Origin of the sequence: Amycolatopsis sp. NPDC006131 (assembly GCF_040614175.1) — a bacterium.
GTDB classification, from domain to species: Bacteria; Actinomycetota; Actinomycetes; order Mycobacteriales; family Pseudonocardiaceae; genus Amycolatopsis_E; species Amycolatopsis_E tucumanensis.
The window spans coordinates 49,368-69,978 of the sequence record NZ_JBEXTX010000006.1 but is presented as its reverse complement, the minus strand read 5'-3'; the positions used below and the strand labels follow the sequence as shown (position 1 = coordinate 69,978).

Genomic DNA, 20,611 nt, shown 5'->3' with positions numbered 1-20,611 from the left:
GATCAGCGAACGGTCAGCCCGTCGTTCTTGCCGTCGTAGCACATGTTCGGCTGGTTCCAGTTGGACTTGTCGATCTTCACCAGCGGCGTGTAGTCGGCGATCCGGGCCGTGCCGGGGGCCTGTCCGGACTGGACCAGGTACTTCGCGATCGCCACGATGTCCGTGCCCTGCGTGGGCACCGAGTAGCCGTAGGACTGGAAGAACATGCCGTCGCGGATGCCCTCGCAGGCGATGTTGCTGTGGTCGGAGGTGAACACCTTGACCTGGCCGAGCTTGCCCGCCTCCTTGATCGCGGCGGCCGCTCCGTACTGCATCTGGTCCCAGAAACCCCAGCTGGCGCACAGGTTCGGGTGCTGCTGGATCACCGTCGCCGTGATGTCGTGTGCCTTGGTGCGGTCCCAGTTCGCCGCCTGCGTGGAGACGATCTTGATCTCCGGGTGCTGGTCGAAGACCTGCTTCGCACCGGCCATCACGTCGAGCGTGAAGCCGGAGGTCGCGTCGCCCTGCACGATCTGCACCTCGTGCGACGTCGGCGTGTTCGCACCGCACTGCGCGACGATGTCGGTGGCGATCCGGCGGCCGAGGTCGATGGTGTCGGCGCCGACGAAGGCGTCGGACTTGTAGTTGCTCACCATGTTGATCTGGATGACGTAGATCCCGGCCTGCTGCGCCTGCTGGATGAGCTTGGCGAGGATCTGCACGTCGAAGTTGTGCACCACCAGGACCGCGGGCTTCTCGTTGATGAGCGACTGCACGGCCTCGGCCTGCTTCGCGGTGTCCCAGTTGGGATCGCGCAGCACGTAGTTCATGCCGGCGGCCTTGAAGCCGCGTTCCAGCTGCCGGTTCCACTCCTCCATCAGCGGGGTGCCCATGCCGACCGGCACGAACGCGGCCGTCTTGCCCTGCAAGCTGTTCAGCGCGTGGTCGCGCAACTCGCCCGCGGAAGCCGTCGGCGGCACTTGGTTGTTCCCCGCGGCCGTGGTCTGGGCGCTGCCCCCGGTCGAGCAGCCGGTGACAGCCAGCACGGCGGCCGCGGCGAGCCCGCTGATCCGCAGCATCCGCGATTTGCCGATTCGCATGGCAGGACCTCCTTGTCCTTGTGTCGAAATCCGTTGTCCGGGGTTCAGTCGCCCTGGCGGACGGTCTCCTCGTCACGCGGGTGCAGCCGGTTGTCCAGCACGAGCGCCGCGAGCAGGATCAAGCCCTTGATGATGTCCTGCTCGTGCGTGTTCATGTTGAGGATCGTCATCCCGTTGAGCATCACACCGATCAGCGCGGTGCCCACGACCACGCTCAGCACGCTGCCCCGCCCACCGACCAGGCTGATGCCACCGACCACGACGACGAGCAGCACGTCGTAGATCAGCGAGCTGTCGATCACCTGCGTGTTGAGCCCGCCGACGGAACCGGCGACGATGAGGCCGCCGACGAACCCGATCGCGGCGCTGGCCATGTACTCGAAGATGGTGAGTGGCCGGACGGAAACACCCGACAGGGCCGCCGCGCCCGCGTTGTCGCCGTGTGCGTAGATGAACCGGCCGGTCTTGGTCCGCGACAGCATGACCTGCGCCAGCACCGCGGTCACCACGAACACGATGATGGGGACCGGGATGCCGAACAAGGTGCCCTGACCGAGGGCGACGACGAAGTGCCGGTCGCCGGGAAGTTCAGCGATCAGTCCATCGAGGACGGTCGTGCGCGCCAGGCCGTAGACGAGCAGGCCGGAGGCCAGCGTCGCGAACAGGGCCGGGATCTCGGCGAACGCGATCAGGAATCCGTTGAACAGTCCCATCACGAGCACGATCCCGATGCCCACGATCAGCGCGACGGGCGTGCTGACTTCGGTGCGCATCAGCTGGATCGCCACCGCGGTGGCGACGCCCATCGAAGCGATGAGCGAGAGGTCCATACCGCGTGCGATCACCACGACCGCCATCGCCACGCCGAAGATTCCGAGCGACGACACGCTGCGGACCAGGTTGACAAGGTTGTTCAGCTCGAGGAAGCCGTTGAGGGTCAGGCCGAAAACCACGAAGAGCGCCACGACCACCACGAGGACGATTTGCTCCTGGGAGATGTTGGCCGGCAGGCCGGATCGCCGCCGCAAAAGAGTTCCGCTCATCGCCACTCCATTGTCCGATGGCTCTGTATCGATCGGTCAGTATCAACGTCGGACCGAACGGTACAGGTGATCTGCGGCGAGTCAATCCCTGATCGAGCAGCCGCGACCAGACTTCACCCAGATGAGTGACGGCGCTCACAAAATGCCGGCTCCACCGCCTGGCGGACCTGCTGCCGCATTGCTACGCGTGGGTACGTGGACCGCCCTGCCGTCGGCTTCGTGGCCAGCCGCTGCCCGTTGCGATCCCTATACTGATCGGTACGCTGACATCGATCGGCGAATCGGGGAGGAACGATGGCACACCGGCGGGACACGTCGGGCGAGTCGACCCACGAGCGCATTCTGCGCGTCGCGGCCGAGATCTTCGCACGCAAGGGCTATCACGCCACCGGCGTCGCCGAGCTCGGCGAGGCGGCCGGTCTGCAGCGCGGCGCTCTCTACTACCACATCCGGTCCAAAGAGGACCTGTTGTACGACCTGTCGAAGCGCCACGTCGAGGAGGCGCTCGAACGGGGCAGGGCCGTGGTGGCGCAAGACATCCCCGCGACGGAGAAGCTGCGCGCGCTCGCCAGGGAACACTTGCGCATCATGGCCGCGCGCTGCGACGAGGTGACTGTGGTGATCCGGGAAATGCACGCGCTGAGCGGCAAGCGCGCGACGCAGCTGACCGCGTTGCGCGACGAGTACGAGAACCTCTTCGCCGAGGTGCTGCGCGCGGGGGTACGCGAGGGAGTCTTCGCCAGCGCGGACCGGGTGGTCGTGCTCGGCGTGCTGGGCATGTTCAACTGGACCCACGTCTGGCTCGACACCGAGCGCGGTCCGCTGTCCCCGGAGGACATCGCCGACCGGCTCACCGACCTCGTGATCCACGGCCAGCTCCGGCCCACCGGGCACGTCGCCCAGCCGACGGCGGCACCCGCCGCGGAACCGGCTCCGGCCACCATCCCCTGACCACCACCGCGGCCGCCGGCCCGGTCACCGGCGCAACCGGCGAGTCCGTCGCGGCCACGATCTCCTGGCCGGCCGCGCTACGCCTTCTCCCGGCCGCGGCTCCCACCGCACCGAACGTCCGCCGCACGACCGGCCCATCGGCCGCCGCCGGCGGATCGCGTCATCGCCGAACCCGCCCGCAGCCTCCGCGGCCCGGCCGACCGGACCGCCTACTTCTTCTGGCGGCGGCTCCCGCCGTGCCAGTCCTCCTGCCGCCCCACTTCACCCTCCCGCACGCCGAACGACAGCAGCTGGGGACGTTCCCGGAGGCTGCGCTTCAGCTCCGTGAACCCGGGGAACCGCGCCAGCGCCACCACGTGGTCCCAGAGCTCGAGCGCCTCCTCCTCGGTGGGAAGACGGCTGATCACCGGCCCGAAGAGCGCGGTGCCCTCGGGCGGCTCGAAATGCAGGATGGGCGTGCCGACGTCCTTCCCGGTGAGCGCCAGGGCGGTGTCGGTTTCCGCCTGGATCTCCGCGTCCCAGCCGGAGTCCTCCAGCGCGTCCGCGTTGTCCTCAGGCAGCCCGCACTGCCGCAACGCCTCGATCGCGAGCGCCCTGGTGCCCCGGTGCACCGCGGCGGCACTGCCGCCCGGCACCGGTTCACGCTCGAAGGTCTCCGCACCGAGCACCTCGTAGAACGGCCCGATCGGGTCAGGCCCGTGCGCCTGACGGATCCGCGCGGCGACGCGCAGCAGCTTCAGCCCGGCGGTGTGCGACGCCTCGTACTCGGGCGGGAAGTGCGCGGCGTAGTCGATGTGGCTGTTGAGCAGCCGCAACGAAATGAACCGCCACTCGACGTCGTAGCGCTTTTGCCGGGCGACGATCCGGACCCATTTGCTCGCCATCCAGGCGAAGGGGCAGACCGGGTCGAAGTAGAAGTGCAGATCAGCGTCGGCCATGGCCCCACCCTACTCTTCTGGACCACTCGGTCTGCCCGGTCACCGGGTTATGTCAAAGCTCACAGCACGTCCTCGGATCGCACCCTTACCCTCCTTTGTACCGATCGATACAGACAGGAGTCGCCCATGCCCGAGCACGTCCAGCTGACGGTGGAGGACGGCGTCGGCGTCGTCCGCCTCGACCGGCCGCCGGTGAACGCGCTGAACCGGACCGTGCGGGAGGAACTGGCCGAGGTCGCCGTGACCCTGACCGTCCGCGACGACATCCGGGCCGTCGTGATCCACGGGGGACCCAAGACCTTCGCCGCCGGCGCCGACGTGCGTGAGCTCGCGTCGGCGTCCCACGCCGAGATGGTCGCGCGGTCGCGGCGGATCTCGGCGGGCATCGGTGCGCTGGCGTCCGTGCCGAAGCCGACGGTCAGCGCGATCACCGGGTACGCGCTCGGTGGCGGGCTCGAGATCGCCCTGAGCACCGACCGCCGCATCGCCGCGGACGACGCGAAGCTCGGGTTGCCCGAGATCCTGCTCGGCGTGATCCCGGGAGGCGGCGGAACCCAGCGGCTCGCGCGGCTGGTGGGCGAGGCCGCGGCGAAAGACCTCGTTTACACCGGCCGCTTCGTCGGCGCCCCCGAGGCCCTGGAGATGGGTCTGGTCGATGAGGTCGTGCCCGCCGAGGAGGTCTACGACCGGGCCCACGCCTACGCGGCCCAGTTCGCCGAGGGGCCGGCACTGGCCTACGCGGCAGCGAAGAAGGCGATCGAGGGCGGGCTCGACCGTGACCTGACCGCGGGCCTGGACCTCGAGTCCGAGGTGTTCGCCGAACTGTTCGCCACCGAGGACCGCACGATCGGCATGGAGTCTTTCCTCGAGCACGGCCCGGGCAAGGCCCGGTTCACCGGACGGTGAACGCACGACCGGCGGTACTTGTTTATACCGATCGGTACACGCATAATCAGCATTTGACCGGCAATTACAGACCGATCAGTACACCAGCTGTTCCGGGCGAGGAGGTTGGGCGACGATGCTCAGCGGAACGACCCAGGTGGGTCAGGGCACGTCCGGGGGCTCCGGCGTGATCGGCCCCGACGGACTTGATCACCGGCAGCGTGCCACCCAGGTCACGGTCGCGGACCTCTACGAGCGGGGGTACCGGCAGTACGGCTCCCGGACCGCCGTACGGCACGGGGACAGTGCGATCACCTACCGCGAGCTGGGCGAGCGCGTCCACCGCATCGTCGGCGGGCTCACCGGCCTGGGCGTCCGGCGGGGCGACCGGGGCGTCCTGCTGCTGGGGAACTGCCCCGAGTTCTTCGAAATCGAGCACGCGTTGTTCCTCGGCGGCTTCGTCCGGACCGCCCTGAGCGTCCGGCTGCACCTGCGCGAGGTGGTGCACATCCTCACCGACTGCGCCGCCACGGTGGTGTTCGCCGCGCCGGAGTGGGCCGAGCGGCTGGCCGGGGTGCGTGACCAGCTGCCCGCGCTGCGGCACGTGGTCACCGTGGACGGCGGCCCGGGTGACACGACGCTGGAGGAGTTGCGCGAAGCGGCACCCGCGCCCTACACACGGCCACTCCCCCACGAGCCGGCCGCGATCCTGTACACGAGCGGGACGACCGGGATGCCCAAGGGCGCGACGCTCAGCCACGCCAACTGGGCGGCGATGGTGCGCAACGAGCTCCTGGAGCTGCCACCGGCCCGCGACGACGACCTCGTGCTGCACGTCGCGCCGTTGAGCCACCTCAGCGGGTACGTCGCTCCGTCGTACTTCGTCCGGGGAGCGACCCACGTGACCTGCCCGAAGTTCGACGCCACCGAAACGCTGGAGCTGGTCGAGCGGCACGGGGTGACGATCCTGCCCATGGTGCCGACGATGCTGAACCTCCTGGTGCTCGCAGCCGAGCAGCGCACCGGGGACTACGGGTCGCTGCACACCGTCGTGTACGCCGGATCGCCGATCGCGCCCGACCGGCTGGCCCGGGCACGCCAGGTGTTCGGGGACGTGTTCATCCAGTTCTACGGCCTGAGCGAACTGCCCATCCCCATCGCCTGCCTGTCCCGGCAGGACCACTCCTTCGACCCGGCGGGCGGGATTCCCGCACGCCTGGCGAGCGCCGGCAGGATCAGCCCGTTCGTCGAGGTCAAGCTGGTCGACGACGCCGGCGTCGAGGTTCCCCACGGCGAGGTCGGCGAGATCACCGTGCGCGGCGACCAGACGATGATGGGTTACTGGCACCTGCCCGGGGCGACGGCGGACATGGTCGACGCCGAGGGCTGGGCGAGCACCGGTGACCTCGGGCGGTTCGACGAGGACGGCTACCTCTACATCGTCGACCGCAAGAAGGACATGGTGGTCACCGGCGGGTTCAACGTGTACCCCACGGAGATCGAGAACGTCGTGTCGACGTTGCCCGCGGTGTCCGAGGTCGCCGTCATCGGCGTCCCGGACCCGGTCTGGGGCGAGGCGCTCAAGGCCGTCGTCGTGGTCCGCGACGGGTACTCGCTGACCCCGGAGGAGGTGGTGGCGGTCTGCTCGGCGAACCTCGCGAGCTACAAGAAACCCCGGTCCGTGGAGTTCGTGACCGGGCTGCCCAAGACGGGGTCGGGCAAGATCATGCGGCGGCAGCTGCGGGACCGGTACTGGACCGCCGGTGACCGCAAGGTCGGCGGTTGAGCGAGCTCCCGGCGGAGCCCGGGCCCGTCGAGGACCTGTTCGAGGTCGTCGACACGGCCGCGCGGCTGCTCGGCGGCCCCGTGGTGGTCGAGGACGCGGACTTCCGCGTCCTGGCCTACTCGGCGGTCGCCGGGCAGCCCAACGACGAGGCGCGGCGGTCGGCGATCCTCAACCGCCGCACCCCCGACCGTTGGTTGCGGTGGATGGAGGAGTCCGGGATCCGCCACCGCCTGCAGCGCGACGACCGGCTCATCCGGCTCGACGCACCCTGGCCGTCGCCGCTGCGGCGCTACATCCGGCCGGTCCGATCGGACGGGCACGTGGTGGGCTACCTCTGGCTCATGAGTGGCGACGCGGAGCCGGCCCCGGACGTCGAACACCTCGCCCGCGACTTCGCCGACATCGTGGCCCCCGAACTCGCCCGCCGACGCCGCGCGCGAGTCGAGCACCCAGGGGCACGGCTGCTCCGCCGGTTCCTGGGCGGGTACCTGCCCGCCGCCCAGCTGGCCCAAGAGCTCGGGGTCGACGGGGACGACGTCGGCGCCGTGATCCTGGTGTTCGGGACCGGGACCCAGCCCCTCGGCGCGGTAGCGCTGCGCGCGCTGTCCCGGTACGCGCGGATGAAGCCGCACACCTGGCTCGCGGGCGCCCTCGGCGCGCGGACCTACCTGCTGCACGTGGCACCGGAACTGTCCGAGGCCACGGTGGACCAACTGGTGCGGGAGACCTCGGCGGAGCTCGAGCGGGCGGCGCGGGCACCGGTGTGCGCTGCCGCCGGTTCGGCCGTGCACGGGCTCGCGTCCGCACTCCGGTCCCGCGAGGAGGCCGACCTGACGTTGCGCGTCCTCCAGGCGCGCGAGCGCCGCACCGGCTGCTTCAGCGCCCTGCGGCACGAGGTCCTCCTCGACGAGGTCGTGTCCTTCCTGCGGGCGCGCCCCGTCCTGACGCGCGGTCTGCTGGACGGGCTGAGCACGCACGATCGCCTGCACGGCACCGACTACCAGCGGACCCTGCGGGTGTACCTCGACTCGTTCGGCGACGTCCGGCGCGCGGCGGAGGTTCTGCACATCCACGCGAACTCGCTGCGGTACCGGCTCAAACGGCTGGCCGACCTGGCCCCGCTCGATCTGGACGATCCGGACGCCAGGCTGGCCGTGCGACTCGTTCTCGCCGCGATCCGGTCGCCCTGACTACCCGGCGTCCGCGAGCCGCGGCGGCTGATCCCGCAGCGATGCGCGCCGGACCTTGCCCGTCACCGTCTTGGGCAGATCGGGGACGTAGTCGACGATGCGCGGGTAGGCGTGCCGTCCGATCTCCCGGCGCACCAGGTCCTGGAGCTCGGCGGTGAGGGCCGCGGACGGGGTGGCCCCGGCGTCGAGGACCACCACTGCACGCACCACCGATCCGCGCCGCGGATCCGGGGCCGCGACCGCCGCCGCCTCGAGGACCGACGGGTGCGAGGTGAGCACCGACTCGATCTCACCGGGGCCGACGTTGTACCCGGCGGTGACGATGACGTCGTCGCCCCGTCCCACGAACCACCACCGGCCGTCCTTGTCGAGCCGGACGACATCCATGGTCCGGAACCACTCCCCGCCGACCAGGCGGGACTCCCACAGGTCGCGGGCGTTGGCGTAGCTGCTCGTCAGCTGGTAGGGCGGGCGCCGGAAGACGATCTCGCCCTGGCCGGGGCCCTCGACGAACTCCCCGTCCTCGCCGAGCAGGCGCGCCTCCCAGCCGGGGACGACACCGGCGAGCGAGCCGGGCACCGTCTCCCCGCCGTCGTCGGCGAGGTCGGCGAGCACCATGCCCAGTTCCGTCTGGCCGTATCCGTCGCGCAGCGGTGCCTCCGACAACCGCCGCCACCGCGCGGCCGTGTCCGCGTCCAGGGGCTCTCCCGCGCTCACCGCACAGCGCACCGAGGACGGGATGCCCCGCTCGGCCGCGGCGACGACCAGCCGGCGGTAGGCCGTGGGTACGGAGGTCAGGCAGGTGACCCCCTCGCGTTCCACGACGTCGAGCCAGGCATCCGGATCGAAGTCGCCGGTGTACACGACCCGGGCGACCCCGCGCACCATCGGGGCCGCACCGGTGGACAGCAGGCCGAACGACCACCCCGGGTCCGTGGTGGTGAACAGGAGGTCCCGCTCACCGGCCGTCACGCTGTGGTCGAACCAGGGCAGCAGCGAGATCACGCCCGCGTGCGGGATGACGCACCCCTTGGGCTCGCTGGTCGTCCCACTGGTGAACATGACGACCGCCGTCTCGTCCGCCGCGGTGCCGGCCATCGGCGTGACCGGGTGACCGGCGTCGAGCTCGGCGGCGAAGTCCCGGTCCCCCTCGAGCAGACCCGCCCCGTCGGCGCCGACGACGGTGAACACCTGGATGTCGCGCCGCAGCAGCGGCCGGGCGGCCTCCAGGACCTGCCGCCAGCGCTGGTCGACGACGACGGCCTCGACTCCGGCGGCGTTGAGCCGCTGCGCGATGGCGTCGTGCCCGAACCCGCAGAAGAGCGGGACGTAGACCATCCCGGCGTGCCACGCGCCCAGCGCGGCGATCCAGGCCTCGACCTGGCGGGTGAGGATCGCGCCCACCTTCGCCCCGCGGCGCAGCCCCGCGGCGACGAAGGCATCGGCGGCCCGGCTCGCCTGGCCGAAGAGGTCGCGGTAGGTGTGGCGCTGTGCGCTGCCGTCCGGGTGGCACACGACCAGTGCGAGCCGGTCGGCGTCGGCGGCCCAGCGTCCACAGCACTCGTGGGCGAGGTTGAAGCCCCGTTCCGGGTCCTGGTCGAGCGTGCCCAGGACGCGCTTCCACTCGTGCGCGGCAGAGCTGCCGGACTGTCCCATGTGTACTCCTCCTCAGGACCGGGTGACCGCTTCGCCACCACGGATCAGCGGACGGCCGTTCTGGTCGGCGGCCAAATCGGCCACGATCCCCGCGCCGTCCGCCGCACGGACCGAGCCGCGGACGACGATTTCCTCTTCCGGCACGCCGAAACCGCGGAACTGCACCGCGATCCGGCGCAGGGCACGGGGATCACCACCGGCCGCCGTCATCACCGCGCGAGCAGCGATGCCCATCGTGTACAGGCCGTGCAGGATGTTGCCGGGCAGGCCCACTCCGCGCGCGTACTCCTCGTCGACGTGGATGGGGTTGAAGTCCTCCGACGCCCCCGCGTACCGGTGCGGCAGGTACCGGTCCGGGGTCACGGTGAGCTCGAAGGTTTCGCCTCGTTTCACGTGCCCGCTCCCCGTCATGCCGAGGTGACCCGGGGACGGTCGACCGCGACGCCCGCTTCGATCAGCTCCGCGATCTCCCGCTCGGCGAAGCCCCAGTCGGCCAGCGCGGTCCTGGTGTGCTCACCGGGGGAACAGGGCGGTGACTGGATCGAGCCCGGTGTGCGGTCGAAGCGCGGGACGGGAGCGGGCTGACGCATGCCGAACTCGGTCACGTAGGTGCCCCGCGCCTTGAGGTGCGGGTGCGCCATGGCCTCGTCCACGGTGAGCACCGGCGCGAAGCAGACGTCGGTGCCCTCGAACACCTCCACCCAGTGATCGCGGGTCGCGGAGGCGAAGATCTCGGTGAGCCGGACCCGCAGGGCGGGCCAGCGGGACCGGTCGTCCTGCGGCCACTCGCCGGGGTCCAGGCCCAGCCGGTCCAGGAGGAGGGCGTAGAACTGCGGTTCGATCGAGCCGATCGTGATGTACCGGCCGTCGGCGGTGGCGTAGGAGTCGTAGTACGGCGCGCCCCCGTCGAGGAAGTTGTCCTCCCGGTTGCCGTTCCACACGCCCATGTTCATGAACCCGACGATGCTGGCGAACAGCGCCGCGGTGCCGTCGACCATCGCGGCGTCGATCACCTGGCCCCGGTTGGACCCGGCGCGCTCGAGCAGGGCCGCCAGCACACCGACGACCATGACCATGCCGCCGCCGCCGAAGTCGCCGACGAGGTTCAGCACGGGCGGGGGCGGTGCGTCCCGGCGCCCGATCGCCGCCAGCGGACCGGCCAGCGCGACGTAGTTGATGTCGTGCCCGGCGGCGGTGGCCAGCGGCCCGGTCTGGCCCCAGCCCGTCATCCGCCCGTAGATCAGCCGTGGGTTGCGTTCCAGCACCGGCCCCGGCCCGATCCCGAGCCGTTCGGCCACGCCCGGGCGGAACGGGTCGAGCAGGACGTCGGCACGGTCGAGCAGGCGCAGGACGGTCTCCTGGCCGCGACGCGCCTTGAGGTCCAGGGCGATCGACCGGCGCCCGCGCAGCAGCAGGTCCAGCTCGTGCCGCTGGTGCTCGCCGAGGTCGCCGCCGAGGGGCCGGTCGATCCGCACGACCTCGGCACCGAGGTCGGACATCATCATCGCGGCGAACGGGGCGGGCCCGATGCCGCCGAGCTCGACGACCCGCACACCACTCAGGGGTCCGGACATGTCACCTCCGCATGACTGGGACTGTTTCGGATTTCGGCGTGCGGCTCGGCCGCTTCCGGGATCACGCCTGGCCGTCGGTGCCGCGGACGATCATCGTCCACCGCCCGTCGGCGACGGTCTCACCGAACTGGTTCGCCGAATGGGACGAGAACACGAAGAACTCGAGGTCCCCCTTCGCGTGGACGTCCGCGACCGCGGCACTGGTCGTGATGACGTCGCCGTGGCAGACGGGCGCTCCGAACTCGAACTCCTGCCCGCCGTGGAGCATGCGCGCGTAGTCGATGCCCACGTCGGGGTGCCGGACCGCCGGCCCCATCCACTTGCAGAACACCACCGCGAACATCGGGGGCGCCACGACGTCGCGGAAACCCATCGACCGGGCGACCTCGCGGTCGAAGTAGCAGGCTTCGCCGTGTCCGAGCGCGGTGGCGAACTCCCGGATCTTTTCGATCCCGACCTCGTAGGTCCACGGTCGGAAGGTGCGCCCGGTCAGGTTCCGCTCGGTCATGTCAGCGCAGCCTCAGCACGCTCTTGCCGACGGTCTTGCGCGCCTCGAGGTCCTTCAGCGCCTGCGCGCCGTCTTCCAGCGCGTAGGTCGCGCCGACGAGCGGACGGACGTGGCCCGCCTGGGCGAGCTCGTTCAGCTTCCCGCCGACGCGGCGGATCAACGCGGGGTCGTGCGGCACGTAGTGTCCCCACGCGACGCCGACGGCGTCGATGTTGCGGAGCAGCAACCGGTTCGCCGCGATCTGCGGGATCCGCCCCTCGGCGAACCCGATGACGAGGATGCGGCCCTGTGGCCGGATCAGGCGCAGGCTGGCGTCGAAGCGGTCGCCGCCGACCGGGTCGTACACGAGATCGACGCCTTCGCCGGCGGTGCGCTCGCCGACCTCGTCGATCCAGTCGCCGACGAGGACGACCTCCTCCGCCCCGGCTTCCCGGGCGATGCCGGCCTTGCCCTCGTCGCTGACGACCGCCAGGACGCGAGCGCCGAGCCCGCGGGCGATCTGCACCGCCGCGGTGCCCACACCCCCGGCCGCTCCGTGCACCAGCACCGTCTCGCCGGCACGAAGCCGGCCGCGCTCGGCGAGTCCGAAGTAGGCGGTCTGGTAGTTGACCATCAGACCGACGGCCTCGTCGAAGCCCATGGTGCCCGGGACCGGCACGACGTGCTGCGCGGGCACCGCCACCGTCTCGGCGTAGCCGCCGCCGTGGCCGGTGAACGCGATGACCCGGTCACCGGGCGCGACACCGGCTCCGGCGGGGGCCGACCGCACGATCCCGGCGACCTCCAGCCCGGGCGCGAAGGGCGGCTCGGGCTTGACCTGGTACCGCCCGTGGGTCAGGAGCAGGTCGGGGAACGTCACGCCCGCCGTGTGGACGTCGATGACGACGTCGTCCGGTGCGGGCGAGAGGCTGAGCGATCCGATCCTGAGCGCATCGGGCCCCGTCGGCTCGCTGACGATCAGCGAACGGACATCCTCGCCTCTCATCGGTGTTCTCCTCACTGGGATTTCCGGGCGTTCCTGCAGATCCTGCCCGGGCGCGCGGCACCGTGTCTTCGTCCGAAGACCAAAGAGACCGGCGGGTGGTCTTGGTGGATCGTCAAAACCGGACGGCCAGGTGCGCGCGGAACCGCCGGAACGGATCGGCGGCTGTTCTTCGGGCACCCAGTGACCCGCGCAGTGACTCGGCTCCAGCCGGCCGCCCCGCCCAGGGCCAGAACGGGGATCGTGACGCGGTACTCGCGTGGGACGGTGCGCGTCGCGCGGTGACCGGCTGTCGCTGTCACAGGGTGAACGTGGCGCGGAACGCCGTGACCGCCTCGCCGGTGATCGAAACCGTCAGGTCGCCCTCCGGGGACCTCGTGACGCACACCCGCACCCGCCCGGGCCGCCCCATGGCCTCCCCCTGCCGGCCGGTGAAGGTGAACCGTCCATCGTGGACCGGCGCGATCCCGTGCCGCACCAGGTAGGCGCCCAGCGGGCCGTGCCCGTTGCCGGTCACCGGGTCCTCGTCGATCCCGATCGCCGGCGCGAACATCCGCGACCAGGTCAGGGCATCGGGCGACGCGCCGTCCAGCGTGAAGACGAAGTACCCGTTGCACCCCGTCTCGCGGCTCAGCGACACCAGCGCCTCCCGGTCCGGACGCAGTCCGTCGACCGTGGCGCGATCGCGCAGCCCGACGAGCACCTTGCCGTGCCCGGTCGAGACGATCTGCACCGGCCCGTCCCCGGCCAGGTCGCCGCGGGCCACGCCCAGCGCGCGCAGCAACCGGTCCAGCCGCGGGCCCTCCAGTTCCGGCCCGAACCCGGCGGCGCCCTGGTGCATCCGAATCGCGATCCGGTCGCCGTCCCGCACCACGTCGACCGGCTGCCGCAGGCCGCCGCCTGTCTTCTGCACCAGCGAGCCGGCGGGCAACCCGTACTCGACCGCTCGGGCGAAGTGCGCGGCGATCGTCGCGTGCCCGCACGTGGGCACTTCCGCGGCCGGTGTGAAGAACCGCACCCGGACGTCGTGATCCGCCGAGTCCGCGGGCAGCACGAACGCGGTCTCGGAGTTGTTCAGCTCCCGCGCCACCGCGAGCATCTGCGCGTCCGTCATCCCCTCGGCGTCGAGCACCACCCCCGCCGGGTTGCCGGTGAACGCGGTGGTGGTGAAGGAGTCGACCTGGTACAGCACCCTCACGGCGCCACCACCAGCGCCACCGCGTCCGCCGCGACGCGGTAGCCGTGGTGCAGGCCGGCCACCTGCACCACGGCGCGAGCGGGGCGGTGCGCGCCGAGCACCCGGGCGTATGCGGCGTCGGCTTCGTCCCAGTCTGCGATGTCCGCCACGAACAGGGTCATGCGGGCGATGCTCGCGGCGGTCCCGCCGGCCTCCCGCACGATCGCCACGACGTTGCCCACCGCCCGCGCCACCTGCTCGGCCACCGGCGCGCCGGGCGGGATCCCGGCCGGAAGCTGCGCGGACACCCAGATGGTCCCGCCGTCGGCGACGACGGCCTGCGCGTAGTGGCCGAACGGCCGCGGCGCCGCGGCCGTGACCACCGGGCGCAGGGACGTCACGACCCCGCCTCCGCCAGCTCGCGCACCAGCTGCACGAGCGTCCGCACGCCCGCGCCGGTGCCGCCCCGCGGCGTGTAGCCGTAGGGCTCGCCCTCGTGGAAGGCGGGGCCGGCGATGTCGAGGTGCGCCCACGGCGTGCCGTCCGGCACGAACTCCTTCAGGAACAACCCCGCCACCAAGCCACCGCCCAAGCGCTCCCCCACGTTCGCGATGTCGGCGACCGGTGAGTTCAGGCTGGGGCGCAGGTCCGCGGGCAGCGGCAGGGGCCACGCCTGCTCACCGGCGCGGCGGGCGGCGGCAGCGACCCGGCCGCCGAATTCCTCGCTGGGCGACATCACGCCGAACATCCGGTTGCCCAGCGCCATGCGCATCGCGAACGTCAGGGTCGCGACGTCGACGATCACGTCCGGCTCGTCCTCCGCGGCGCGAGCGATCGCGTCGGCGAGGACGATCCGCCCCTCGGCGTCGGTGTTGAGCACTTCGACGGTGCGGCCGTCGTACATGCGGAGCACGTCGCCGGGGCGGGTGGCCGATCCGGACGGCATGTTCTCCGCGAGGGCGAGCCAGCCGCTCACCCGCACGGGCACCTCGAGCCGCGCGGCCGCGACCACGGCGGCGAACACGGCGGCGGCACCCGACATGTCGCGTTTCATGATCTCGTTCGACCCGACGGGCTTGAGCGACAGCCCGCCGGAGTCGTAGGTGATGCCCTTCCCGATCAAAGCGATGGTCCTCGCCGCATCCGGGTGCGCGTAGGAGATCCGCACCAGCCGGGGCGGCCGGACCGAACCCTGCCCGACACCGAGCAGACCACCGAAGCCCGCCGCCGCAAGCGCTTTCTCGTCGAGGACCTCGACCGCCAGCCCGTGTCCGGCGCCCACCGCCTCGACCTCCGCGGCGAAGACCTCGGGGTAGAGGTCGTTGGCAGGCGTGTTGACCAGATCGCGCGCGCGGTTCACCTCCTGCGCGAGGACCACCGCGCGCCGTACCGCGGCATCGGCCGCCGCTTGTTCCACGCTGGTGAGCACGCCCAATTCGGCCGTCGCGGGCTGTCGCGCACTGCGGTAGGCGTCGAACGAGTACTGGCCGAGCACCGCGCCCAGCGTCACGGCCTCCACCGCGTCCGGGGTGCGCGCCGGCAGAGCCAGCACCACGCTCGTGACGCCGGCCAGGGCCCGCGCCGCCACGCCGGCGGCTTGCCGGAGGGCGTCCGGCCCGTACTCGCCGTCGCGGTCCGGCTCACCGAGGCCGACGAGCAGGACGGACCCGGCGTCGAACCCCGGCGGCGCGGGCAGCCTGAGAGTCTCGCCGGCCGCTCCGGTCATCCCCCACGCGGTCGCGGTCGCGATCAGCGGCGTGGCGTCGGCCGGAGCGGCGAGTCCGGCCGGTCCCCGCCCGGCCCCGATCACCACCACGTCGGAGTGCCGCCCGGCGGTCAGGGCGGTCACCTGTGTTGTCGTTGTGCTCACTCGAACCTCCGCCACCACGGTGCCGGAGGTGTCACGTAAGGACAAGTGAGGGTTTTTACAAGATCCTTAAGCGGCACTGAAGTGTTGTGTCCTCGCCAGGGTCGCCAGAGGCTAGCGTGTGCCTGACAAAGATCTCGATGTTGGCGGGGATGCTGCCGGCTGTGTCGCGGTTTGTGTTGTCGTGGATGGGCAGTGGGCGTTGATCGAGGACTTGTTGCCGGTGCGGACTGGGCTGGTGGCGGTCGTCCGCTGGTGACGTTGGTCGGCCCTGGGCAGGCCGGGGCGGCTCACGCGGTGGCCGCCCACCGGCATTCGACCCGATCGATTACCGCGACCGCTACGACGAACTCGCCACCGCCCACCGCTCAGCAGTAGCACTCCACGCCGTGATCACCTGGACCAGAGCTTTGTCAGACACGGGCTAACCGTTGCCGAGTTCGCCTTCGAACCAGGGCGGTCGCGAAACCACGAATTCGAGTCCTCGCTTTCCGCGCCGCAAGGTGTGCGACGGTGGCTCCCCGTACCGCTCCTGATACGCGGCCCCGAACCGGCCGAGGTGGCCGAAACCCCAGCGGAGCGCCACCGCGGACACGGTGAGGACATCGGGGTCCCCGTTGATCAGGTCGTCTCGTGCGCGGGCGAGCCTGACCTGCCGAAGGTACGCCATCGGCGGGATGCCGAACTCCCGGACGAACGCCTTCTCGAGCGCTCGCAGGCTGATACAGGCGATCCTCGCGATGTCAGCCGCGCTGCCGACCTGCATCGGGTCGTCTTCGATCACGTCGACGACCCGCTGTATGGCGGAGGGCAGGCGCAAGCCCCGGTCTTCGTCGAGCTTGTCCGAGTAGTTGTGCGGTTGCGACATGAGCAGCGCCGACCGCACCAGTTGTCCCAGGTGCGATGCCATGACCGGATGCTGCTGGGCGAGCTGGCTCGGCTGTCCGACGTCGTCTTGCAGGAGTCGCAGCACGCGGGCGAAGTCGGCGCCTCGTCCCTTGGTGAGGTCCAGTTTGTCGCCGAACTCGATCGGCTCGACAACCCTCCTGCCGAGGATGGCAGACAGATCGTCCTCCAGATCGGCGCGGTCGATCCGCATCGCCATCAACGTGCTGTCGTCGGTCCAGCGTTCGAACCGCCACGGCGCGCTCGGCGACAGGACAGCAGCAGTGGTACGGGAAACGGATGCGGACCGGCGGCCCGAAACGACGTCGACGGATCCCGATGGCGCGTAGCAGAACACGTAGAACGACGGCGGCGGAACTTCCAGCCGGACGTCGGAATTGAAGTTGCTGTACCCGATCCTGAGCCGCTCGGCGTTCAGCACCCGCATGCTGAATCCGAATCGGCCTCGTTCGACCGCCGTCATGTGGTGGGGTGCGTACACGCTGGTGAGGAAACCGCGGGCCTCATCGAGGTCGTCGGTGCGCAGGAGGCCTCCCGAAGTGGCTCGTTGCCCCTTCGCGATCTGTTTCGCGAGCGCGTAGGCCTCAGACGCGTGCCTCGACGTCATCGTCGAGTACCTCCCACTCGGCTTTCGGGTGGCACAGCAAGGATGGTCGGTGATCACCCTTCGGCAACATGGTAGTGCTTCGCACTCCGGTCGACAGTCCGGAAAACGAACCGCATCAGCCGGAGTTCGACCGGGACCCCAAGCCGGCGGTTCAGGTCAGCGGGCTCACAGGCCGATTCTGCACCGCGAGGACGGTGAGGCCGGGCCGGGCAAGCTGCACCGCCGTCCCCGGCCCGGTGAGCAGCCGGACAGACCGGTACCCGAGGTCAGCGACGATCGCGCCGGCAGCGCCGTCGTCGGCGGTCGTCCAGGTGTGCCCGTCGAGCGCGCCGAGCACCCGCGCTCCCGGCCTGCGCAGGTAGACCAGCACACCACCCTCCTGGGCGATGACGGCCGCCGACTCCGCGATACGGCGAGCGCAATCACAGCGCGTAGTCTTGAAGATGTCGCCGGTGACGCACTCGGCGTGCACCGCCACGAGCGGCACACTCGTCCGCGGACGTCCGACCAGCGCGACGTGCTCGGCGCCGGTGACCTCGTCGCGGTATCCGACGGCGTCGAGCTGCCCGTGCACGGTCGGCAACCGAGCGTTGGTGACGCGGGTGACGCGTCCTCGCTCCCCGTCGCCGAAGCGCAACCGGTGCTCGACGAGCTCCGGTATGTGAATGACAGGCAGGTCGTGCCGGGCCGCGAGCAGGGCCGCGTCCTCGTCGCCGGCCGTGCCCACGCCGTCGCCGACCAGCCGGGAGGTCAGCGCCACTGGCGGAAGCCCAGCGAGGCGGCACAGGTCCACGCCTGCCTCGGCGTGCTCGGGCCGTCCGACGACACCATTGGCATGGACCCTCAGCGGCAGCAGATGACCGGGCCGTATGAGGTCGGCGGGGCCGCTGGCCGGATCGGCGAGCACCCGCGCGGTGCGTGCGCGGTCGGTCGCGCTGATACCGGTGGTGATGCCGTGTGCCGCGTCGACCGAGACGGTATACAGAGGACTTCGTGGATCCTGGTTGTCATGGACCATCGGGGGCAGGCCGAGTGCGCCGGCGCGCTCCGCCGGAAGGGGTGCGCAGAGAACCCCCGACGTGTGGCGGACCGTCCATGCGGTCCACCGCGGCTCGGCCAGTGCCGCGGGGAGGACGACGTCGTACTCGGTGCCGCCACCCACGAGAACCGGGCGTCCGGCGCGCAATGCGGCCACGGCGTTGGCTACTCGGTCGTCCGTGAAAAGGGGGGCCGGCTGGGCGGACATCAGGACGCCAACGTGGACAGCGCGTGCAGCCGGCTGCCGTGGAAGACCAGCGGGGCGACCTTGTCGTGTGGCTGCATGCCCTCGACGCGGAGCAGCACCAGGTCGTGGTCCCCCGCGCTGACGACCCTGTCGATCGAGCAGTCCAGCCAGGCGGCCGCGCCGTGCAGGAGCACCGCACCCTCGCCGGTCGTGGTGTAGCCGATGCCGGCGAACCGGTCCCCCGTCTTCGAGGCGATCTGCCGGCAGGCCCGGTCGTGCGTCGTCCCGAGCACCGACAGCCCGAGCCGGGGCCGGTCGGCCAGAAGCGGCCAGGTCGTGGAGGTGTGCTGCACGCACACCGACACCAGCGGCGGGTTCATCGAGACCGCGACGAACGAACTCGCGACGATGCCGACCGGAGCGGCGTCGCGCAGCGCGCACACGGCCACCACCCCGCTGGGAAAGGTGCCGTAGACCTGCCGCAGCGGGCCGGTCTCGTCTGGATCGGGAACGATCAACGCGGGCCTCCTGTCACGGCCGCGGGGTTCAGTCTCAGGAGTGACCGTGGCACGGCACTGTGCACCGACGGTCTCGACCGATGGCATTGTTTTCTCCTCGTCAGCGGTTCAGCGGGTTCGGCGTTCCCCGGCCTACGCCGCTGCCAGGAACTCACGGATCAGAGCACCGAGCCGGGCCGGCACCTCGAACTGGAGCAGGTGCCCGCAATCCGCGAACAGGTGCAGGTCCGCGTGCGGAAGGTGCTCGGCCAGGAAGAGCCCCGCGGCGGGCGAGATCGTCCCGTCGTCCTTCCCGTGCACCGCCAGGACCGCGTGCGGTATGCCGGCGAGCACCGGCTCGTCGTAGACCGGTGCGGGCTCGCCGGCCGCCATGGCGGCCTCGAACGACCGCCGCACCTCCGGCCTGATCGCGACCGCGAAACGCTCCCTCACGTAGTCGTCGATGCCGCCGCCTCGGGACAGCTGGGCGGTCACGAGCGCGTGCATCGCCTCCTCGCTCGGGCTCTCGTAGAACGCGGTGAGCGTGCCCAGCTTGGCCTTGACCGGTGTCCCACCCGCGCCCATCAGGACGATCCGCCCGAGCCGCTCGGGTGCGTGCACGGCCAGTTCGAGCGCCACGCGGGCGCCGTAGGAGTGTCCGGCCACGTGAACCCGGTCCAGTCCGAGCTCGTCCAGCAACCGGAGCACCGCGTCGACGCGCCGCCGGAACCACGGCCCCGGGCCCGGGGGCAGGGTTTCCGGATGGCTGCTGCGGCCGAATCCCACCAGATCGGGCATGATGCACCGGTACGTCGCGATGCCGGGCAGGAGCGGCCGGAAGCTCAGCGCTCCGGTCGCGCCCGGTCCGGTCCCGTGCAGGAGCAGCAGCGGTTCGCCACCGGGGTCTCCCGCCGTCGCGACGTGCGTCGTGTCCGCGCCGGTGGCCAGGTCTTCCGTCCGCACGGGAGCGAGCTCCGCAGATCGCATGATCGGCGCTACCTCTTCCCCAGGGTCCGGTGGAACAACTCGAGCGTGCGGTCCCACGAAACGGACGCCGCGTGCTGCTGGTAGGCGGGCAGCTGCGGGAACATGAAGCCGTGATCGGCACCGTCGAAGATCTCGACAGTCGCTTTCACCGGGGGCCTGCCCAGCTCGTCCCGGAGCGGCTTGTTCAGCTCGAGCGGGGAGAGCCTGTCGGCCGCGCCGAGTCCGACGAACAGCTCGGCGGAGATCTTCCCGACGCTCCGATGGGGCGAATCCGGGTCATCGGTGACGCAGTTCGACGGGTGCAGCGCCGAGCCTGCCGCGTATCCCGCGGGGTCGGCGGCGAGCAACCGCAGCGTGAAGCGCGCACCCATGCAGAACCCCATGGCGGCTTTGGCGTTCATGTCGGCTGCAGGGTCCTTCGCGATGACCTCCAGCATCGCGGCCGTGTCGGCGAGCACCATGTCGTCACTGAGCGAGGTGACCGCCGCCATCAGGCGATCGAATTCCGGTGATCCCGGCCCTTGACCGATACCGGCCAGGTCGAAGGAAATCCGATGGCCGAGCCGGTGGTAGAGATCCGGCAGAACGGCGTAATAGCCGGATTCCGCCAATTGGCGGCTGACGTCGTGGATGTCCTCGCGCAGCCCCGGCCCGTCGTGGTAAACGATGACCACCGGAAACGGGCCACTGTCGTCGGGATGGCGAACCGTGACCGTCATCGGCCCGTCATCGGTCGGCACGACTTCTTCCTTT

General features: G+C 70.9%; 20 protein-coding genes. 4 read left to right on the top strand and 16 right to left on the bottom strand.

Annotated elements, in window-relative coordinates:
- Nucleotides 1-2 precede the first annotated feature (2 nt).
- The gene (locus tag ABZ215_RS05905; protein WP_354948038.1) at nucleotides 3-1,079 is read right to left on the bottom strand and encodes a sugar ABC transporter substrate-binding protein; all 1,077 of its coding nucleotides are present in this window, start codon (nucleotides 1,077-1,079) and stop codon (nucleotides 3-5) included.
- 44 nt (nucleotides 1,080-1,123) lie between these two features.
- Nucleotides 1,124-2,122: an ABC transporter permease gene (locus ABZ215_RS05900; protein ID WP_354948036.1), complete on the bottom strand. Its 999-nt coding sequence runs from the start codon at nucleotides 2,120-2,122 to the stop codon at nucleotides 1,124-1,126.
- Between the two features lie 294 nt (nucleotides 2,123-2,416).
- Here ABZ215_RS05900 and ABZ215_RS05895 point away from each other — a divergent pair, with 294 nt between their 5' ends.
- Nucleotides 2,417-3,073 (top strand): TetR/AcrR family transcriptional regulator, encoded by a 657-nt coding sequence (locus tag ABZ215_RS05895; RefSeq protein WP_020418636.1) that lies wholly within the window; start codon nucleotides 2,417-2,419, stop codon nucleotides 3,071-3,073.
- Between the two features lie 209 nt (nucleotides 3,074-3,282).
- Here the strand turns inward: ABZ215_RS05895 and ABZ215_RS05890 are convergent, their stop codons facing one another.
- Nucleotides 3,283-4,011: a hypothetical protein gene (locus tag ABZ215_RS05890; RefSeq protein ID WP_354948034.1), complete on the bottom strand. Its 729-nt coding sequence runs from the start codon at nucleotides 4,009-4,011 to the stop codon at nucleotides 3,283-3,285.
- Nucleotides 4,012-4,137: 126 nt separating this feature from the next.
- Between ABZ215_RS05890 and ABZ215_RS05885 the strand changes: the two genes are divergently transcribed.
- The 3 genes from ABZ215_RS05885 (at nucleotide 4,138) to ABZ215_RS05875 (ending at nucleotide 7,872) form a co-directional block, all read left to right on the top strand.
- Nucleotides 4,138-4,917: an enoyl-CoA hydratase-related protein gene (locus tag ABZ215_RS05885; RefSeq protein WP_354948032.1), complete on the top strand. Its 780-nt coding sequence runs from the start codon at nucleotides 4,138-4,140 to the stop codon at nucleotides 4,915-4,917.
- A 115-nt stretch (nucleotides 4,918-5,032) separates the two neighbouring features.
- Entirely contained in the window at nucleotides 5,033-6,682 is a 1,650-nt protein-coding gene (locus ABZ215_RS05880) for an AMP-binding protein (protein ID WP_354948030.1), read from the top strand.
- Nucleotides 6,679-7,872: a helix-turn-helix domain-containing protein gene (locus ABZ215_RS05875; protein WP_354948028.1), complete on the top strand. Its 1,194-nt coding sequence runs from the start codon at nucleotides 6,679-6,681 to the stop codon at nucleotides 7,870-7,872. The genes ABZ215_RS05880 and ABZ215_RS05875 overlap by 4 nt, the downstream gene beginning before the upstream one ends.
- Here the strand turns inward: ABZ215_RS05875 and ABZ215_RS05870 are convergent, their stop codons facing one another.
- The 13 genes from ABZ215_RS05870 to ABZ215_RS05810 all read right to left on the bottom strand — a co-directional run bounded on the left by ABZ215_RS05870 (nucleotide 7,873) and on the right by ABZ215_RS05810 (nucleotide 20,598).
- On the bottom strand, nucleotides 7,873-9,528 hold the full coding sequence (locus tag ABZ215_RS05870) for an AMP-binding protein (RefSeq protein WP_354948026.1): 1,656 nt from the start codon (nucleotides 9,526-9,528) through the stop codon (nucleotides 7,873-7,875). It abuts the gene before it with no gap.
- 12 nt (nucleotides 9,529-9,540) lie between these two features.
- On the bottom strand, nucleotides 9,541-9,921 hold the full coding sequence (locus ABZ215_RS05865) for a MaoC/PaaZ C-terminal domain-containing protein (protein ID WP_020418630.1): 381 nt from the start codon (nucleotides 9,919-9,921) through the stop codon (nucleotides 9,541-9,543).
- Between the two features lie 14 nt (nucleotides 9,922-9,935).
- Nucleotides 9,936-11,102: a CaiB/BaiF CoA-transferase family protein gene (locus ABZ215_RS05860; protein WP_354948023.1), complete on the bottom strand. Its 1,167-nt coding sequence runs from the start codon at nucleotides 11,100-11,102 to the stop codon at nucleotides 9,936-9,938.
- A gap of 61 nt (nucleotides 11,103-11,163) precedes the next feature.
- Nucleotides 11,164-11,610 (bottom strand): MaoC family dehydratase N-terminal domain-containing protein, encoded by a 447-nt coding sequence (locus ABZ215_RS05855; RefSeq protein ID WP_020418628.1) that lies wholly within the window; start codon nucleotides 11,608-11,610, stop codon nucleotides 11,164-11,166.
- Between the two features lies 1 nt (nucleotide 11,611).
- Complete coding sequence (locus tag ABZ215_RS05850) at nucleotides 11,612-12,595, bottom strand: NADPH:quinone oxidoreductase family protein (protein WP_354948021.1); 984 nt, start codon at nucleotides 12,593-12,595, stop codon at nucleotides 11,612-11,614.
- A 295-nt stretch (nucleotides 12,596-12,890) separates the two neighbouring features.
- On the bottom strand, nucleotides 12,891-13,790 hold the full coding sequence (locus ABZ215_RS05845; protein ID WP_354948019.1) for a PhzF family phenazine biosynthesis isomerase: 900 nt from the start codon (nucleotides 13,788-13,790) through the stop codon (nucleotides 12,891-12,893).
- Nucleotides 13,787-14,170 carry a Rid family hydrolase gene (locus ABZ215_RS05840; RefSeq protein WP_354948017.1) on the bottom strand — a complete coding sequence of 128 codons (384 nt, stop codon included), beginning with the start codon at nucleotides 14,168-14,170 and terminating at the stop codon, nucleotides 13,787-13,789. The genes ABZ215_RS05845 and ABZ215_RS05840 overlap by 4 nt, the downstream gene beginning before the upstream one ends.
- Nucleotides 14,167-15,639, bottom strand: a complete 1,473-nt coding sequence (locus tag ABZ215_RS05835) for a leucyl aminopeptidase (protein WP_237340155.1) — start codon at nucleotides 15,637-15,639, stop codon at nucleotides 14,167-14,169. The genes ABZ215_RS05840 and ABZ215_RS05835 overlap by 4 nt, the downstream gene beginning before the upstream one ends.
- A gap of 421 nt (nucleotides 15,640-16,060) precedes the next feature.
- Complete coding sequence (locus ABZ215_RS05830; protein WP_354948015.1) at nucleotides 16,061-17,149, bottom strand: AraC family transcriptional regulator; 1,089 nt, start codon at nucleotides 17,147-17,149, stop codon at nucleotides 16,061-16,063.
- 151 nt (nucleotides 17,150-17,300) lie between these two features.
- The gene (locus ABZ215_RS05825; protein ID WP_354948013.1) at nucleotides 17,301-18,344 is read right to left on the bottom strand and encodes a 3,4-dihydroxy-2-butanone-4-phosphate synthase; all 1,044 of its coding nucleotides are present in this window, start codon (nucleotides 18,342-18,344) and stop codon (nucleotides 17,301-17,303) included.
- 50 nt (nucleotides 18,345-18,394) lie between these two features.
- The gene (locus tag ABZ215_RS05820; RefSeq protein WP_354948012.1) at nucleotides 18,395-18,892 is read right to left on the bottom strand and encodes a flavin reductase family protein; all 498 of its coding nucleotides are present in this window, start codon (nucleotides 18,890-18,892) and stop codon (nucleotides 18,395-18,397) included.
- Nucleotides 18,893-19,024: 132 nt separating this feature from the next.
- A complete protein-coding gene (locus ABZ215_RS05815) occupies nucleotides 19,025-19,834 on the bottom strand; it encodes an alpha/beta hydrolase (protein ID WP_354948010.1) in 810 nt (269 codons plus the stop codon).
- Between the two features lie 32 nt (nucleotides 19,835-19,866).
- Nucleotides 19,867-20,598, bottom strand: a complete 732-nt coding sequence (locus ABZ215_RS05810; protein ID WP_354948009.1) for a dienelactone hydrolase family protein — start codon at nucleotides 20,596-20,598, stop codon at nucleotides 19,867-19,869.
- Nucleotides 20,599-20,611 lie beyond the last annotated feature (13 nt).